The sequence below is a fragment of the Pseudomonas sp. P135 genome, from assembly GCF_020312125.1.
Lineage (GTDB): Bacteria > Pseudomonadota > Gammaproteobacteria > Pseudomonadales > Pseudomonadaceae > Aquipseudomonas > Aquipseudomonas fragariae.
In genome coordinates, this window is record NZ_JAGPYR010000002.1 from 510,591 (window position 1) to 526,429 (window position 15,839).

The 15,839-nt window shown below is 59.4% G+C and carries 13 protein-coding genes; 2 read left to right on the forward strand and 11 right to left on the reverse strand.

The features are described 5' to 3' along the window. Nucleotides 1-35: 35 nt before the first annotated feature. From KBY08_RS04815 to KBY08_RS04855, 9 genes are all read right to left on the reverse strand, one after another. Nucleotides 36-1,151: a glycosyltransferase family 4 protein gene (locus tag KBY08_RS04815; RefSeq protein ID WP_111522260.1), complete on the reverse strand. Its 1,116-nt coding sequence runs from the start codon at nt 1,149-1,151 to the stop codon at nt 36-38. 104 nt (nt 1,152-1,255) lie between these two features. Further along, nucleotides 1,256-2,461: a glycosyltransferase family 4 protein gene (locus tag KBY08_RS04820; protein WP_096135315.1), complete on the reverse strand. Its 1,206-nt coding sequence runs from the start codon at nt 2,459-2,461 to the stop codon at nt 1,256-1,258. Continuing rightward, a complete protein-coding gene (locus KBY08_RS04825) occupies nt 2,458-3,459 on the reverse strand; it encodes a glycosyltransferase (RefSeq protein ID WP_024642982.1) in 1,002 nt (333 codons plus the stop codon). The genes KBY08_RS04820 and KBY08_RS04825 overlap by 4 nt, the downstream gene beginning before the upstream one ends. 85 nt (nt 3,460-3,544) lie before the next feature. Further along, on the reverse strand, nt 3,545-4,057 hold the full coding sequence (rfaH, locus tag KBY08_RS04830; RefSeq protein WP_060400933.1) for a transcription/translation regulatory transformer protein RfaH: 513 nt from the start codon (nt 4,055-4,057) through the stop codon (nt 3,545-3,547). 52 nt (nt 4,058-4,109) lie between these two features. Continuing rightward, nucleotides 4,110-6,317 (reverse strand): polysaccharide biosynthesis tyrosine autokinase, encoded by a 2,208-nt coding sequence (locus KBY08_RS04835; protein ID WP_060406676.1) that lies wholly within the window; start codon nt 6,315-6,317, stop codon nt 4,110-4,112. Then, on the reverse strand, nt 6,318-6,770 hold the full coding sequence (locus KBY08_RS04840; protein ID WP_011268288.1) for a low molecular weight protein-tyrosine-phosphatase: 453 nt from the start codon (nt 6,768-6,770) through the stop codon (nt 6,318-6,320). Further along, on the reverse strand, nt 6,760-7,695 hold the full coding sequence (locus KBY08_RS04845; RefSeq protein WP_024638417.1) for a glycosyltransferase family 2 protein: 936 nt from the start codon (nt 7,693-7,695) through the stop codon (nt 6,760-6,762). Before KBY08_RS04845 ends, KBY08_RS04840 begins: the two co-directional genes overlap by 11 nt. Nucleotides 7,696-7,698: 3 nt before the next feature. Beyond that, on the reverse strand, nt 7,699-9,213 hold the full coding sequence (locus KBY08_RS04850; protein ID WP_032636368.1) for a lipopolysaccharide biosynthesis protein: 1,515 nt from the start codon (nt 9,211-9,213) through the stop codon (nt 7,699-7,701). Between the two features lie 5 nt (nt 9,214-9,218). Beyond that, nucleotides 9,219-10,340 carry a DegT/DnrJ/EryC1/StrS family aminotransferase gene (locus KBY08_RS04855; RefSeq protein ID WP_003407602.1) on the reverse strand — a complete coding sequence of 374 codons (1,122 nt, stop codon included), beginning with the start codon at nt 10,338-10,340 and terminating at the stop codon, nt 9,219-9,221. A gap of 669 nt (nt 10,341-11,009) precedes the next feature. Between KBY08_RS04855 and KBY08_RS04860 the strand changes: the two genes are divergently transcribed. Continuing rightward, nucleotides 11,010-12,200 (forward strand): cysteine desulfurase family protein, encoded by a 1,191-nt coding sequence (locus KBY08_RS04860; protein ID WP_024660862.1) that lies wholly within the window; start codon nt 11,010-11,012, stop codon nt 12,198-12,200. A gap of 57 nt (nt 12,201-12,257) precedes the next feature. Further along, nucleotides 12,258-14,066, forward strand: coding sequence for an aminopeptidase P family protein (locus KBY08_RS04865; protein ID WP_096135312.1), 1,809 nt, complete (start codon nt 12,258-12,260; stop codon nt 14,064-14,066). A gap of 24 nt (nt 14,067-14,090) precedes the next feature. Here KBY08_RS04865 and KBY08_RS04870 read toward each other — a convergent pair whose 3' ends face one another. Together KBY08_RS04870 and rhtA are read right to left on the reverse strand one after the other, a co-directional pair. Next, nucleotides 14,091-14,405 carry a hypothetical protein gene (locus tag KBY08_RS04870; protein WP_003315720.1) on the reverse strand — a complete coding sequence of 105 codons (315 nt, stop codon included), beginning with the start codon at nt 14,403-14,405 and terminating at the stop codon, nt 14,091-14,093. A 166-nt stretch (nt 14,406-14,571) separates the two neighbouring features. Continuing rightward, nucleotides 14,572-15,459, reverse strand: coding sequence for a threonine/homoserine exporter RhtA (gene rhtA / locus KBY08_RS04875; RefSeq protein ID WP_104652637.1), 888 nt, complete (start codon nt 15,457-15,459; stop codon nt 14,572-14,574). Nucleotides 15,460-15,839 lie beyond the last annotated feature (380 nt).

A 15,839-nucleotide genomic window follows, 5' to 3' on the forward strand; every position in this document is an offset into this window, starting at 1 on the left:
GCGACGGCGCGCATCCTGGCGTTGCTGTTGTGGGTTCAGGGTTTGCCGCTGGGTGAGTCGGCAGCGACGTGCAGCTTGCTTTGCTGCACGGGGTCAGACGCCAGCAACGTATCGATGCGCTGGGAAAGGCGTTGCGCGGAAAGCTCCCAGGAAAAGCGCTGCACGTTTTGCAGGCCCTGGACGCGCAACGCCTTGCGCAAGGGCGCATCCAGCAGAATGCGCTGCATGGCTGCGGCCATGTGGCTGACGTCCAGCGGGTCGAAATACAGCGCACTGCCCTGCAGAACTTCGGGGATCGATGCGGCATTGGCCGCCAGCACCGGACAGCCGCAGGCCTGGGCTTCGAGCGGCGGGATGCCGAAGCCCTCGTAAAGCGACGGGAACACGAACGCGGTCGCGCCCTGGTATTGCGCGATCAGCTCGGCGTCACTGAGGCGCCCCAGAAAACGGATACGCGGGTCACGGCAGGCGAGGTGTTGCAGGTTCGGGTCGGCGAACAGCGCGCTGGCTGCGCCGACAATGTGCAGCTGCAGATCCGTGTGGCCACGCAGGCTGAGAAAGGCCTGAATCATGCGTCTGAAATTCTTGTGCACGGCCGGCGAAGACACGGCCAACAGGTATTTTGGACGATTCACAGCGGTCGGCCCCGGTATGAAATCGTCGCTGACCGCAGCCGGTACGACGAGCACCTTGTCCTCGGCGTAGCCATAGAACGAGGATATTTCTCTGCGCGAGAAGCTGCTGCCGGTGATCAGCGTTCTGGCGCGCGCCAGCAGGATCGGGGTGATGGTCCGATAGGCCAGCCGGAACAGCCGGGTGTAGCTTTGCGGGTAGCGCACATAGTTGATGTCGTGGTGAGTCGCAATCTGGTTGCCATACAGCATGGGCCCGGTGTTGCTGATCGAGATCAGCAGCGGACTGCCCCGACGTTTCAGGTACAGCGGCAGGTCGATCTGCTCCCACGCATGCCCGATGGAGCGCCCGATGCAGTGCGCCTCCAGTGCGCTGGCGCAGTCATGCAGTCTGATGTTGTGCGGGGCAACGAATACCAGATCGTCGCGCAGTCGCTTCAGCGCTCGGCACATCTGCTCTGCGTAGCGCTGTACACCACTGATGTCCTGGGTAAGAAACCGTGCATTGATGAAAATCATCTTGAGCGTCCTGCTGATGAAAGTGGGCTGGCGGGTGCCACACCGTGTCCTTGATGTCGTCAAAGGGGGCAATTGCGCCCGTTCGCCGTGTTTTGTGCCAGGTGCTACGTGCTGCGGTCCTGCAAGGTCTGGGCGAAGATGCTTTCGTACTGGTCCAGCATCAGGTCCAGATTCATCAACGACGCGACGCTGCTGCGTGCCTGGCTGCCGAGGCGTGCCAGCAGTTCGGGCTGCTGATGCAGCCTGAGCATCGCCAGCCCCAGTGAATCGGGGTCATCGGGGCTGCACAGCAAGCCATTGAGCGGTTCCTGAATGATTTCCGTGAGCCCGCCCATGCGGCTGGCGATGACCGGCAGCGAGTGCGCGCACGCCTCGACCGCGACCATGCCGAATGGCTCATTCCACAGGGAAGGCACAATCGCCACGTCGATCTGGCGATAGAAATGCTCGGGTCTCTGAAAACCGACGAAGCTGATGTCGGGGGACGTGACCATGGCCCTGAAGCGCTTTTCGTCGGATGGCTGTCCGCGCCCGGCAATCTGCAGGGTGGCTTTGAACGGTAGGCGCTGGAACTGCTCGATCAGCCACTCCAGCCCCTTGTTGGTCGACAGTGTGCCCAGGTAACCGAAGCGCAACGGCGCGGTATCGACAGGCGCTCCGGGTTGCTCGCGAGGCGCTGGCGTAAACGGGCTGGCGTTATGCACCACATACCCTCTCGCGCCCTTGAAATAACCCTGCGCCTGCAGCGTGTCGAGCATGAAGCGGCTGACACCGACCACCGCGCTGACCTGTTCCGACTGTTGTGCATGATGGCTGCGCAACCGTGTGCACGTCGTGCACTGGCGCTGACAGCTTTTGCCTTTTCTGAACATCGTGCTTGCCGGGCAGAGCAGGTAGAAGTCATGCAGCACCTGCACGATCGGGCAATCGGCCTGGGTGATCTGGTCCCATGCCGAGACCGACCAGCCTGTCAGGTTATGGCAGACCACCAGTTCCGGCTGCTCCAGTTCCATCACGCGCTCCACGTACTCGCGCATGTCCGCGTTGTAGCGATCACGCCAGTGCCAGGCAAACCGCGCCAGTCGTCCTGGGCGCTGGGCCATGAAGTGCCAGTAGCGGTTGAGCAGGCCGGCCCGATAGACCTTCACCCGATTGACCTCCGCCAGCTGCAAGCCAGGCTGGTCGGTGGTGGCCAGTACCGCGACGCTGTGCCCACGCTGCTGTAAGCCCTCGACGGTGCGTTGCAGAATGATTTCTGCGCCGCCGCCGATATCGGGTGCGTAGAGGCTGTTGATGAAAAGGATTTTCATAGCGGGTAGGCCCTGTTCAGGCCCAGCCTGCCGTCTTCGCCCTCGCGAATGGCGTCGTTGAGCAGGTCCAGACGCTGGGCCGCGCCATAGCGCCAGGCATACAGGTTCAGCAGGCAGAGAAAGACCCGGCGATTGAGCCGATAGCTGAGTGTGGAAGCTGCCCAGACATGCCTGTCGAACCAGGCCTGATTGCGCGCTGCGTAGTAAGCGCGCAGATCCGATCCGCCCAGCAGGTAGCTTTCATAGACATTGCGGGTCCGCGCCTTGATGTTCCAGGAGTCTTCCAGATCGTCCAGCCGCGCGTCGGGCACCAGAAACAGCTTTCCGCCGCCGTCGGTGATGCGCCAGGTGTATTCGCTGTCATCGCTGTACAGCTTGAGAGCATCCAGTGGCAGGCCGATCTTTTCGTAAAGGCTGCGATGGGCGAGCAGCCCACCGTAAGTGGCAAAGGGCAGTTGCACGCGCTGTGGCATCAGCCGGGTCGCGTCGGGCTGGCCCCAGGGCAGACGCCGCCAGATCTTGTACGGCAATTGAGCGATGTGAAAACCGAAGAAGCTTGAGCGCCGCTGGATCGCGTATTGCAGCGGTACACCTGCGGCGATGTCGGCTTGGTGGGTGGGGCGAAAACCGAGCACCGCGCAGTTGTCCTGGCCCTCGACTGTTTGTCGTTCCCACAAGGATCGATGCAATACCTCGATGGCCTGCGCGGTCGGTGCGTTGTCATCGTCCATCAGCCATATGCAGTCGTCTCCGGCTTGCAGCGCGGCCTTGATGCCTACCGAATAGCCATTCGCCGAGCCTGTGTTGTGCGGCAGCCAGATCACCTCAACCCGATCAGGCCACTCATCGCACAGCGCTTGCAGCGGCGCGGTGGAAGCATTGCTGACAACGATCACACGGCCGATCAGCGGGCTTTCCAGCGAGCGGCTGATCAGGGTGTGCAAATAGCTGAAACGGTCACCATAGGTGAGCGTCACCAGGGTGGTCTGGCGCGGCATGGTGTGGTTCCGAGGCTGGTGGAGTAGGCATGCGACACATGTTTTCAGGCACACGTCGTGCGGCAGGTTTCTGCGGATTCCAGTGCTAGGCGCGGGCTTCGATTCGCGACAGGCTGCTGATGGGAAGCACCACTTTTTGCTGGCGCTGCAACATATTGAGCAGAATAACCGCCCGCTGCGTGCCGTCTTTGCTCAGAAAAATGGCCTCGACGTCACCCCAACTGGCATGCGTAATCAGCACGGTGTCGCCTTGGGCAAACTGAGTTTTCGGTGCGGGCGTGGCCAGTCGTTGGCGGATCTGCTCGATCAGATGATCCCGAACCGGCACCGGATGACCACCGAAGGTCACGATGCGCGAGACGCCGCGGGTGGAGCGAATCGGGTACCAGTTGTCTTGCACCTGATCCATGTGAATGAACAGATAGCCGGGGAACAAGGGCTCGCCGGCCTGAACCCTGGTACCGGTTTTTTTTGCATCGGCCTGTAACGGTCGATAGCACTCGAACTGCTGACGCCGCAAATGTTCTTCGGCGCGGGCTTCCTGCCGTGGTTTGGTCTGGATCAGGTACCAGCGGACATCCTGGTCGGAGTGGGACATGGTTAATTCCTTTTAAATGAAACAGCTCGGTCAGCGGCAGGCAGCGTCCCTTCTATCGGGGCGCGGGGTGGTAGTTGTAGCCGTAGGCGGCGCAGTCGTAGTCGGACGTTGTGGCCTTGCGCACCACCGCGTTGAAAATGGCGCCCTTGATCAGGATTCCGTTCTGACCCAGACGGCGTTTGCTGGCTTCGATTTCCTGGACGGTGGTCATGCCAAAGCGCGCCACCAGCAGGCAAGTGCCCGCCTGACGGCCCACCAGCGTCGCGTCGGTCACGGCCAGAATGGGCGGGGTGTCGATCAGAATCAGGTCATACAGCGGCGACAGTTCGGCAAGCATCTTGTGGAAGTTGTCATGCATCAGCAGTTCCGAGGGGTTGGGCGCGGCGAAACCACAGGAGATGAAATCCAGATGCCGGACACGGGTGGTGTTGATGACCTCGGTACAGCGCAAACGCGCCGCCAGTGTGTCGGACAGCCCGTGTTTGGGTTGTAGCCCGAAGAGGCGATGCAGATAGCCTTTGCGCATGTCGGCATCGATCAGCAGGACCCGTTTGCCGGTCTGGGCAATGATGGTCGCCAGATTGCTCGATACAAACGATTTGCCGGCACCCGGTGTCGGGCTGGATATCATCAGCACGTTGTTGCGTGCTTCAAGCATGGCGAAGTGCAGGCTTGTGCGCAGGCTGCGCAATGATTCAATCGCCAGCTCGGCGGGCGCCGCGATGCTCAGCAACTTCGACTCCTTGCCGGCATGGTCGCGCTTGTCCAGATGCTCCTGTTGACGAGAGTGGGGCAGCGACGCGTAGACCGGCATACCCAGATTTTCGATGATCTCGGCGCTTTCGACGCCGCGGTAGAACGCCTGGCGCACGAAAACCATGGTCATCGCGACCAGCGCGCCGAGCAGCGTGGCGATCAGCACAATCAGTGTCTTCATCGGTTTCACGGGCCTTTCGACATTGGTGTCGGCGTTGTCAATGACCCGTACGTTGCCGATGTTGCCGGCGCGCAGAATGTCCTGCTCCTGGCTTTTGTTGAGCATCAGCGTGTAGGTCTGGCTGATGACCTGCATATCGCGGGTCAGACGCAACAACTCCTGCTGGGTCATGGGCAGCGCGTCGATTTTTTTCAGCAGGCCCTGGCGCTGTTGTTCCAGCTGGTTTATCTGGCTCATCAGACTGCGATAGGTCGGGTGCTCACGGGTATACAGCCGTTCCAGTTCGACGCGTTTGAGTTTCAGCTCAGACAGCATCGAGTCGAGACTGACCACCTGGTCAAGCACCCCCTTGGTTTCGATACTCAGGTCCACCGATCGGGCGCTGGTCTGGAAGGTATTCAGTGCGGTTTCCGATTCCTCGAGCTGCTTGCGCACGGCCGGTAACTGCGAGCGCAGGAACTGCAGCCGCTGGGCGGCTTCAGCCGAACTGCGCTCGACGTTCTGACGTACGTACAGATGGCTGACCTCATCGAGAATCCGGTTGGCCCTTTGTGCGTCCTGGTCCTCGATCGACAGATAGATGATGCCCGAGTCCCTGCCGGCCTCGGCGATCTTCAGGCGGTTCTGATAGATCAGCGCGGTGCTGAGTGTGCGCTGTCTGGAGACAGTGAAGTCAGTACCGGGCCGGGCCTGCAGCGTAGCGACCTGAATCTTGATGCCGTGGCCTTCGACCACGCGATTGATCGCACCACCGAGCAGCAGAGTGTGTTCGCTATCGTAGAGCGTGAACTGGCCGGGTTTGCCTGCGGTCAGGGTGAGTTTTTCACCCAGCAGGTGCTCAGGCACTTCCAGTTGGAACACCTCTATTTTTTCGCCGCCCCACGCATATTGGGTCAGGCCGAACAAAGGCTGCGCCAGTTCACCGTCGCGTGCGGGTTTGAAGGTGCGATACAGATACGGACCGATCACAGGAAACAAATCAGGTGTCTGGAGCCTATTGAGCTGCAGATCGTCGACGACCTTGCCCAGCAGTGCGCGGGACTTGATCAGCTCGATCTCGGTGGTCGCCTGCGACACCGAGAGTGGCTTGGCACTGACCTCCGGCGTGCCCTCGATGCCGATTTTCCGGGGCTCTATCTGAATCATGGCGGTGGCCTGATACACCGGCGTGGCAAGAATGGCATAGCCCAGGCCGATCAGAAAAAACACGCCGACGGTCCACAGGATCAGGGCTTTGTGATCGAACAGCATGCGCAGGACCGTTGCCAGATCAATCCGGGAGTCCGGTTGGAAATTCAGGGAAGGATGGTTAATGGCGGTCATTTATCCTGTTGCTCCTGACTGAAAATGGGGAAGCCAGTCGTCAATGCAGCGTGAGAGCTGCGCGTAGGTCTGTTCGAAGGCCGACGCGGGTCGTCGGTAAGGGTCGGTGATGTCGAGCGGGTCCTGCCATTTACCGATCAGAAAGGCTTTGCCGCGCACTTCGGGGGCAAGGTCGAGGACGTCGGAAAAATGCGCCTGCTCCATCAGCAGGATCAGGTCGGCCTGGCGCAGCAGCTCGCGACTCATCTGGCGAGCGGCATGCCGCTGAGGCTGCACCCGGTGCGACTGCAGAACCGCATGTGCTGTCGGGTCGATCGACGAACCCGATAACGCAGCGATGCCTGCCGACTGAATACGTACCTGTGTGGCTTTCAGGCGTTGATGCAGCATCGCGACGGCCATCGGGCTGCGGCAGACGTTGCCCACGCACACCACCAGCACACTACTGAACATGAGCTTTGCCGGTGGCTGGCAACAGGCGCCTGGCCAGGTTGCCGATCACGTTGCCTGCCACTTTGCACAGCGTCTGCAACTTGTGGCGGGGGGCGAGTGCCGCCAGCGACAGGCACACCGTCTGCATCAGGAAATACTGGTACAGCGGCTGATTGCCGAGGCGGTTGTAATAGTTGGCCAGGCTTGAGCAGGTCTGCAGGTTCATATGCAACTTGCGTTTGTCACTGCGCATCGAGAACACCCCTCCAGGGTGCATCCGATAAGCGGCCGGCTTGATCCCGGCCATGAACTTGCCCTTGCCGTAGGCCCCCAGCAACGACCACCAGCACATATCGTTCAACGGCGCGCTGCACAGGCTCAATTCGGGTGGCATCTGGCTGAACACATTGCGAAAGCAGACGGTCAGGGTCGACAGGCGTCTTGCCTGTTGCAACTCCAGTGCCGAGGCATCGGCGCGCAGATGGCCTTGCAACTGCACGCCATACTGGCCGTGCTCATCGAAGACGAACGCGTCATGATAGGTGATGACGTAATCCGCATGAGCTTCGAGAAAGTCCACTTGCTGCTGCAGCTTTCGCGGATCGGTCCAATAGTCGTCGGCTTCGCAGTAGGCGATGTAGCGACCGCGTGCATCGCCAAACAGGCCCGGGACGCACGCTCTGCCCTGACTGTACTGATTGACCTGCTGATAGAAGGCCCGAATGATCGTCGGATGCCGCTCGGCGTAGTGCGCAATGATGCGCGCGGTGGCGTCTGTGGAGGCGTCGTCGTTGATCAGGATTTCGTACCTGAAATCGGTCTGCTGTGCCAAAAGCCCGTCCAGCGCCTGAGCGATGAAGGCCTCCTGGTTGTAGGCAGGGCATATGATGCTCAGCAGCGGCGGTGCCAGACAGGTTTCGTCGGTATTTTTTACAGTGTCGTCCATGGCTCAAGTACTCGGTTTACTGAACAGAACATAGAGTTTCGATGCCAGCGGCCTGTGACTCGCCGCCACCAGCGTCAGCGTGACAAGGCCGCTGAGTGCGAGTGCCAGAAGCAGGCTGGTACGGCTTTCACCGGCAATCAGATTGAAGACGGGGGCGCTGACCACCAGGCCTGCGGCGGTCATCGCGCTGATACGCAGGATGTCGCTCAACCACTGGCGGTGAAGACCGGGCGCCAGATGTCGATGCACGATGACTGGCCATATCGCGAAGGACGTCGCACGCAGAAAAAACCACGCCAACGCCGCGCCGTACACGCCTTGGTAATGGATCGCCAGAATCATCACCGGCACGCTGATCAGCGTCGAAATCAGGCTGTACCACAGGTGCAAATGCATCCGGCCGTAGGTGTATTGCAAATAGAACTGAAAGGCACTGGCGGCCATGATGGCGCTGCCCAGTGCATACCAGCCCAGCACCGGACGACTCCAGCGTGCAGCGACCGGATCGCCGGTCCAGGCGAGGATCAATGGCTCTGCATACAGGGCAATGACCGCAGCCAGCGGGAACAGAAAGGTACAGGCGAGACGATTGGCGGCCAGAAACAAGGCGTGCATCTCGTCGCGCCGCCCCTCGGCCATCAACACGGTCAGGCGCGGCAGCAGCGTCTGAACCAGCGGGTTGGTCAGCATCACGATGCCGGTGGCGATCAACGCCACCAGTGAGAAGTAGCCGTACTGGTCCAGCGGCAACAGATTCGACAGAAGTGCCTTGTCCACCTGGGTCAGCACAATCCACAGCACAGCGCTCAGCGACAGGCTGGCGGCAAAGGGCAGCAGCGGCTTGATCAATGGCCAGTCCAGGCCGGTCAGCCAATGTGGCGCAGGCATCTGCCCGCGGGCCTTGCCAGCAAACAGCAGGGTTTCGATCAGCCCCACCGCGAGTTGAAATTCAAAGAAGTCCTGCGGGTCCCGGGAAAACTGACTGACCAGCACCAGGCCGCCGAAATAGCGCAACGTAGCGATCGACACATTGGCTGCGTTGAGCCAGCCATGTTGTTCAAGGCCCTGAATGCCGCTTTTGTACAGTGTCGAATACAGACGCAGGGCAATGATGATGCCCATCAAGGTGATGCAATGCGTCAGCGTGTCAGGTTGTAACGTGTTCGCGTTCAGCCAGTGCGCAGCGATCCAGGGGCTGGCGACACAGACCAGCAGGGCGCTGAACATGGCCATCGGCAGAAAGATCAGTTCGAACGAGCGCAACAGACGGCCCAGATAGTGTTTGCTTGCAGGAGTGTCTCGCCCGTGCGCCACGGCACGCACCAGGCTGGGCGACAGACCGGCATCCAGCAATTGCAGCCAGGCTTGCAGCAGGGTGAAGAAACCGATCAGGCCGTACGCTTCGGCACCCAGGTGGCCCAGATAGAACGGCATGATCAGAATGCCGATCAGCAGCACATAAGCCTGCCCGCCGTAATTCAGAAGGGTGTTGCGGATGAGGGAATGTTTGCCTGGCATGATCGTCAGCAGACCCGCGCAACGGTGCAAGCCCGGTAGTCAGCTTCAGTCACAGTGCAGGCTTCGATCAGGGTGCGGATCACCAGGTCCTGCTCGCTTCTCAGCAGGCCTGGATAGATCGGCAGGCACAGCACTCGTTCGCTCAACGCTCTGGAGACCGGCTGGCCGGGTTGAGGCTGCAGGTATTCAAGGGTGTCCAGCGAGGGGTAGAAGTAACGGCGGGGGTTGATCTTGTGCTGGTTGAGTGCTGTGCGCACGCTCAACAGTTGTTGCTCGTCGCGCAGGGCCACAGGGTAATAGCTGTGATTCAACTGGCTGTCGGCCTGCGGTGTCTGCAGATCCAGATAGTCTTGCAGCGATGAGGTGTAGTGATCGGCTATCTCTGCGCGCTGTTCGAGAATGCTGTCGATATTGTCGAGAATGCACAGCCCCATGGCGGCGGAGAACTCGTTGAGCTTGGCGTTAATGCCGATCCCATCGATCCGGTCGACGCCGGAAATGCCGAAGTTGCACATCAGATGGGCCTGTCTGGCCAGTTCGTCATCGTTGGTGATGATCGCGCCACCTTCAATGGTGTGAAACAGTTTGGTGGCGTGAAAACTCAGGGTGCTGATATCGCCATGATTGAGCACCGACTGGCCGGCGTGACGCACGGCGAATGCGTGTGCGCCGTCATAGACGACCTTGAGCTTGTGCTCGCGGGCTATGTGCTCAATGGCTTGCACGTCACAAGGATTGCCAAACACGTGGGTGGCGACGATCGCAGTGGTGTCTTCGGCAATACTGTTTTCGATGTGTTTGGGCGAGATGTTCCAGGTGTGAGCATCGATATCGGCAAAGATGGGCCGGATACCTTCCCACTGCAGCGAGCTGCTGGTCGCGACAAAACTGAATGGCGTGGTCACTGCGCTGCCACTCAGGCCGAGAGCCCGATAGGCCACTTGCAGAGCCAGGGTGCCGTTGTTGGTCAGAATAATGTGCCTGACACCCAGGTAGTCCTTGAGTCGATCCGTCAGTTCCCTGGCCAGCGGACCGTGATTGGTCAGCCAGCCACGTGCGTAGATGCCTTCGACGTAGCGTTTGAACTGGTCGATATCACCCAGATACGTCTTGGTCACGTTAATCATCGAAGCCTCCATATTTCTTTGAATCAGCGCGTTGCCAAGCGGGTGACCGGGCATCTGTCGCAGAGGTACGTTGATTGCCGGGCACGCTACCGCCGAATCGTGTCGATCCAGTCAGGGCACTGCTTACACAGAATCAACGCGTAAGCGTCGAGTGGGTCGCATTGCAACAGGCAACGCTACCGCCACACCGAACGCATTCAGCATTTTAAAAAGGAAGTGAGAGTCAACAGACATCCGCCAGCGCCTGATAAGCGCCGTGGAAATAACTGACAGAGTGAGACGGAACAACAGTCAACTTCGGCTGATTATTCCGACGCCATGCTCTGCGGCATGTGCGTAAAACCGGAATGTGCCTGACGGTCCTATATATCGGTGGCGGCAGGGTATCTGTCAAATTATTTCGTCAGGTTTCTGTTAGATTTTTGATAAATGGTAGGGCAGTGAATCTAACGTACTGATTTATATGTATGTCAAAAAAATATCATCCGCCGATGTGTGTTTAATGACACAACCGACCGCTTCTCTCAGACGTCAAGAGGTAAACAGATTTTTTACGACAGTACCTTTTTATATATTCTATTTTTGTCTATATAAATTCTAATTGATAATTTTTGGTTCTATTTGATTTCGTGCATGATCCTCTTCATGGTCTGTGAACGAGGAACGCGCATGAACGAGCCAGTGCTGTATTTTGATTACGCTGCCACCACGCCTGTGGACGAGCGTGTCATCAGGGTGATGGTCGATTGCCTGGGGGCGTCGGGCAACTTCGGCAACCCTGCCTCCAGCTCCCATTCGTTCGGCCAAAAGGCCCGCCTTGCAGTGGAACTTGCCCGTGAGCAGGTTGCACATCTGGTGGGTGCGCAAGCCTCGCAGATCATCTGGACTTCCGGCGCGACCGAGTCCAGCAATCTGGCACTCAAGGGGGTGGCTCAGGAACGTGCCAAGCGGCAAGCCGCCGCCGGAGGCAGACCTGGTCATATCATCACCAGCCTGATCGAGCACAAGGCTACCCTCGACACTGCTCGTCAACTTGAGGAACAGGGCGTCGATGTCACCTGGCTGGCGCCGGACAGCGAGGGTCTGATCAGTGCCGATGCAGTCAGTGCAGCCTTGCGTGACGATACCTTTCTGGTCTCGCTGATGCTGGTCAATAACGAGCTGGGTACCGTCAACGACATCGCCGAAATCGGCAGGCGCGTACGTGGGCACGGGGCGCTGCTGCATGTCGACGCTGCACAGGGCGCTGGCAAGCTGCCGATCGACCTCAGCCAGCTCGCGGTGGATTTGATGTCGCTCTCGGCACACAAGATCTACGGGCCCAAAGGCATTGGCGCCTTGTATGTCGGCCCGCGTGCGCAGCAGCGTGTTCTCGCCCAGATTCACGGGGGAGGGCACGAATGCGGCCTGCGCTCCGGGACGCTGGCGACGCATCAGATCGCCGGAATGGGCGCGGCTTTTGCCCTGGCGGCAGAAGTGCTTGAAGAGGAGGCGGTTGAAATACAGCGCTTGAGCGATCTTCTTTGTGATCGCCTGGCCGAGATCCCCGGCGTGTGTATAAACGGCAGTCCCACGCAGCGGATTGCCCACACACTCAGTTTTACTTTTACCCATAACGATCTGGACGTCGCCGCGCTGGGTGAGAGCCTCGCCTTTTCGTCCACCTCCGCCTGCAACTCGGCGAAAAACCTGCCGTCGCATGTCCTGCTCGCCCTGGGACTGAGCCCGCAGGCCGCCAGCCAGACCATACGCCTGAGTCTGGGGCGCTTCACTCGCGAGCAGGACATAGCGCGCGCAGCTGACTTGATTCGCGCCTCTTTGATTGAGCCAGCGTTCTGGGCGGTTGCTCAGGCTCGGTGAGTGCTCCATTATCTGAACCAATGAAAGCAGTCAATTTCCGGGTCAGCAGGAGAGTCAATGAGCACGCAATCCAATGCCAGTTCAGACGTGGCAGAACGTTTGGCGCAAACCCGCGCCTTGATGAGCAGGGAGCGCATCGATGCCTATCTGGTGCCGTCAGCGGATCCGCACCTCTCCGAATACCTGCCCGGCTATTGGCAGGGGCGCCAGTGGCTGTCGGGTTTTCACGGCTCGGTCGGTACACTGATCATCACGCAGGATTTTGCCGGCATATGGGCTGACAGCCGCTACTGGGAACAGGCCACCAAAGAGCTGGCCGGCAGTGGCATCGAGCTGGTGAAACTGGTGCCCGGCCAGCAAGGTCCGCTCGAATGGCTGGCAGACGAGGCCAAGGCCGAGAGCGTGGTGGCCGTTGATGGGGCGGTTCTCGCCGTTGCTTCTTCGCGAACCCTGGCAAGCAAGCTCTATGAACGCGGCGCGCGGCTGCGAACCGATATCGACCTGCTCACCGAGCTGTGGCAGGACCGCCCCGCGTTGCCGTCTCACCCGATTTACGAGCATTTGCCTCCCCAGGCGTCACTGGACCGTAGCGCAAAACTTGCGCGGGTTCGTCAGATCATCGCCGAGCGAAAAGCTGACTGGCACTTCATTGCAACGCTGGACGACATCGCCTGGCTGTTCAATCTGCGTGGCGCAGACGTTTCCTACAATCCGGTGTTCATCGCATTTGCCTTGATCGGTCCGCAAAGCGTCACGCTGTTCGTGGACTCGAAGAAAGTGCCGGACCCGGTACGTGCGCGCCTGGAGCGCGACGGCATCAACCTCATGGAGTACACGCAGATTGGCGCCGCCTTGCGCGAGCTGCCGAAGGATGCGCGACTGCTGGTCGATCCGGCCCGGGTTACCTGCGGGCTGCTCGATTACCTGGACAGCGAGGTCACGCTGGTTGAAGGGCTTAACCCGAGCACGTTACTGAAGTCGCAAAAAACCGAAGCTGATACGGCCCACATCCGTCAGGCAATGGAGCAGGACGGCGCAGCGCTTTGCGAGTTCTTCGCCTGGCTGGACAGTGCGCTGGGGCGAGAGCCTGTCAGCGAACTGACCATTGATGAAAAGCTCACGCAGGCACGCGAGCGGCGTCCGGGCTATGTCTCGCCGAGCTTTGCCACCATTGCGGGCTTCAACGCCAATGGCGCGATGCCACATTACCGCGCGACCGAGGCGGAGCATGCACGGATAGAAGGTGATGGTCTGCTGCTGATCGATTCGGGCGGCCAGTACCTTGGTGGTACCACCGACATCACGCGCATGGTGGCGATCGGAACACCGAGTGTCGAACAGAAGCAGGACTGTACGCGCGTCCTCAAGGGTGTGATCGCGCTGTCGCGTGCTCATTTTCCCAAGGGCATTCTGTCGCCGCTGCTGGACGCAATTGCCCGAGCGCCTATCTGGAGTGAGGGTGTCAATTACGGCCACGGCACCGGGCATGGAGTGGGGTATTTCCTGAATGTGCACGAGGGGCCGCAGGTCATTGCCTATCAGGCGCCGGCAACGCCGCAGACGGCCATGCTGCCGGGCATGATCACGTCCATCGAGCCGGGTACGTACCGTCCTGGACGCTGGGGGGTGCGTATCGAAAACCTGGTGATCAACCAGGAAGCCGGCAAAACCGAGTTCGGCGAGTTTCTGCGCTTTGAAACTCTGACGCTGTGTCCGATCGACACCCGTTGCCTCGAGGTGTCGATGTTGAACGCAGAAGAGCGCGCCTGGCTGAACGACTACCATGTGCAGGTTCTGAAGCGGTTGAGCCCACTGCTGCAGGGCACTGCGCTGTTGTGGCTGCAGGCCCGCACGATCCCCGTCTGATCAAGGCTCTGCGTTGCCGCGGGCTTAGTCCTGCGGCGACGGATCGGCCAGAGGTGCAGCTTTCCTGCACACGATGATCATGCTGCGGCTGGTGTAGCCCGCCGGGTTCAGGCCGAACGGATAGTCTTCGGGCTCCTCGGTGGCATCGCCGGACTTCGCGATCACCTTGAAAGTCCTCGAAGCGCAGGAGTTGGTAGCCAGTTCGTAGCATTTTGCCCAGGACGATGTGAGGCCTGAGCAGTTGATGTGGATGCCTCGCTTGCTTTGCGTGACGGGTTTGGACGTGGCTGCACAACCTGCCACAGCCAGTATGGCCAATACGACAAAAATGTATTTCATTCCTTTCCTTAGCGGGCCATTGCTGATCGCGATCCATCCGATTGACTGGACCATGAGTCTTTTGAACTGTAACGCATAGCCACCGAAGATAAATCGGTCAGGTACAAACATGGCGCATGCGCGTTACAAATGCTAGTGCCATATGGCTTCTTGCTGCGTGGTAAGTTCAGTCGGCCGGCACCAGTTGAGGTTTGCTGTTTGCCGAGCCAAGGGTTGCACCGATGGACGCGAAGATGATTGCGCCGATCGCCAGCCATTGAGTCAGTGAAAGGCTTTCATGAAGAAACATCAGGCCTGAAAGCGCAGCGAAGACGGGTTCCAGGCTTGCCAGTGTGCCAAATGTACGCGCCGGCATCCGCGTCAGGGCAATCATCTCCAGGCTATAGGGCAGGGCAGTCGAGAGGATGGCGACACCCAATGCTGCGGGTATCAGTGAAATATCCAGTAACGCAGAGCCTGCGTGTATCACGCCTATCGGCCCTATAAAGAGCGCGGCAATCACGACGCCGAGCGCTGCTGTCTGCACACCGTTGTCGGCGCCGGCCTTGTGACCGAACACGATGTACGCGGCCCAGCACACACCGGCGCCCAAGGCGTAGCCGGCACCGAGCAGATCAATTGCGGCAGATGAGGTCCCCAGAGGGATCAACAGCAGCAAGCCAATGACTGCCAGAGTCACCCAGAGAAAATCGATGGGCTTGCGGGAGGACAGCAAAGCCACCGCCAGCGGACCGGTGAACTCAAGGGCTACTGCAATTCCCAGGGGTACTGTCTGCAACGACATATAGAAGAGAAGGTTCATGCAGCCCAGCGCAACGCCGTAGATCACCACAGTGCGTAACGACTTTGCAGTCAGATTCGCCCGCCACGGGCGCAGGACGGCAACCAGGATAAGGCTGGCGAATACCAGCCTGAGTGTTGTGGTGCCTTGCGCGCCCACGACAGGGAAAAGACTCTTTGCCAGCGACGCGCCGCTTTGAATGGAGATCATGGCGATCATCAGCAGTCCCAGAGGGAACAGGGCAGAGGCTATGTTGCGGGATTTCTCAGACATTTCAGATGTACATCCTGGGTGTGATCCGGGCACAGGTAATGGCGCATGATGCGGAATAATCAATGAATGGGCAATATATTGCGCAAGGTGTGCGTGCTCTTCTATATAGGTAATCACGAAACGGTCAATTTCGGCGATTTTGAAATTAACGGTTGACGCCTTCTGTGAGGTGTCTATAATTCGCCCCACTTCCGGCGCAGACGGAAACGAAAAAGCCTTGTAGATCAATAGTTTGCAAGGTTTTAGCGTGAAGAGTCAGCGAGGAAGGAGGTCGGGTCTGGAGTGATCGGCAGCGGTGAGAAAAAAGAGTTTGACACGCGGTTGTAACGCTGTAGAATTCGCCTCCCGCTGATGAGCAACTCAAGAGTTGATCGCAGCGC